Source organism: Micrococcus sp. IITD107, assembly GCF_041927415.1.
Taxonomy (GTDB): domain Bacteria; phylum Actinomycetota; class Actinomycetes; order Actinomycetales; family Micrococcaceae; genus Citricoccus; species Citricoccus terreus.
In genome coordinates this window covers 1-1,296 of sequence record NZ_JBHFFN010000019.1, presented here as the reverse complement: position 1 = coordinate 1,296, position 1,296 = coordinate 1, and the positions used below count along the sequence as shown (strand labels likewise).

3 protein-coding genes are annotated in these 1,296 nt (G+C 66.7%); all 3 read right to left on the bottom strand.

Features of this window, described 5'->3' with window-relative positions:
- The coding region (locus ACEXHE_RS13455) for an integrase core domain-containing protein (protein WP_374786179.1) at positions 1 to 232 on the bottom strand (232 nt) is incomplete at its 3' end.
- The gene (locus ACEXHE_RS13450) at positions 189 to 869 is read right to left on the bottom strand and encodes an IS3 family transposase (RefSeq protein WP_374786178.1); all 681 of its coding nucleotides are present in this window, start codon (positions 867 to 869) and stop codon (positions 189 to 191) included. The genes ACEXHE_RS13455 and ACEXHE_RS13450, both read right to left, overlap by 44 nt.
- A 51-nt stretch (positions 870 to 920) precedes the next feature.
- The gene (locus tag ACEXHE_RS13445; protein WP_010080477.1) at positions 921 to 1,238 is read right to left on the bottom strand and encodes a helix-turn-helix domain-containing protein; all 318 of its coding nucleotides are present in this window, start codon (positions 1,236 to 1,238) and stop codon (positions 921 to 923) included.
- Between the last annotated feature and the right edge of the window lie 58 nt (positions 1,239 to 1,296).

Sequence of the window (1,296 nt, the reverse complement as noted above, 5' to 3'; positions counted from 1 at the left end):
TGAATGTCGGGGTGGTGGGGTCGGCCAGGCCCAGGTGCACCTCCTTGGGCCGGTTCCATGAGATGGCCTCGTGGGGCCTTAGCTCGTTGTACTCGATCCTGTAGTCCTCGGCCCGCTCGGCGAGCACGAGCGCGTCGTTGATCTCATCCAGGTAGAGCCGTTCGTACTTCAGCGTGCCGAAGCCGCGTTCACGGGACCCGTTCTGTCCCGGGGTCTTCACTCGGGTGCGCACGTGGTGTAGCTGAAGGGTGGGCGGCGATGAAGGACTCGAAGCGGAAGGACCGGAACGGCCCGCCGTTGTCCGTCACGATGGTCACCACGGGCAACAGCTCACCGGTCTCGGGATCGACCGGGCAGGCCTCGACCAGCGGGTGACCGAACATGGCCTCGTAGTCAGCCAGGGCCAACTCCATCGCGTCGATCGCATCGTGCTGGTTCCCGGTGGGCGAAACGTGGAAGGGGTGCTCGTACTTGGACCAGTAGTCCCGACACCCGGCCAGCCGCCAGGTCCCTCCGGTGGTGGTCTCGAACTCGCTGAAGTCCAGCTGCCAGACTTGGTTCGGGCCTGAGGGCTCGGTGGCGAACGCGGCCTTGCGCCGCTCGGCCAGCTTCCCTCGCTCCCGTTGGTACTGCGCGGGCAGAATCAGCCCCTCCTCGCGCAGGATCCGCAGCACGGTCGCCTCGGAAACCACATGCCCGTCGTGGCACACCATTGCCCAGATCTTCCGATGCCCCCACGCCGAATGGGCCAGCGCGTGCTTGACCACCAGTTCCCGACCGGCCTGCCGTGCCGGTTGCGGCCACGGTCCCTTCACCGCCGTCCCGGTGCGGGCCTTGGCCTGCCAGCGGCGCCAGGTCCGCTCGGGCATCTCACAAGAGCTGGCAGAACCTCGCGGTCGACATGCCCGCTTCCACGCGGATCACCTCGAGGTCCTCGAAGGGCCCAGCCGGCCCTCCGCGGACTTCTTCCACACCCTGGCTTCCAGGTGCGCCTCGCCCAAGGCCTGGGTCAGCTCGGCGACCTCGGCCTCCAGCTGTTCCTCTCGGGAGGATGGTCCAGACCTGCCGGCCACCAGGGCGGTCTTACCGGCTTCCAGGAACTCGGCCTTCCACCGTCCGATGGACTGCTCGCTGACTTTCTCCTTGCGTGCCGCTTCGGCGATGGACATCTCGCCGGCCAGCACGCTCAGCACTATCCGGGTCTTCTTCTCCGCCGGAATCGAGGGTGGTCTACCCATGTCTGACTCTCCTTCAGGACCTACATAACGGCCCTGCCACTAAGTCTGACGCGCGACA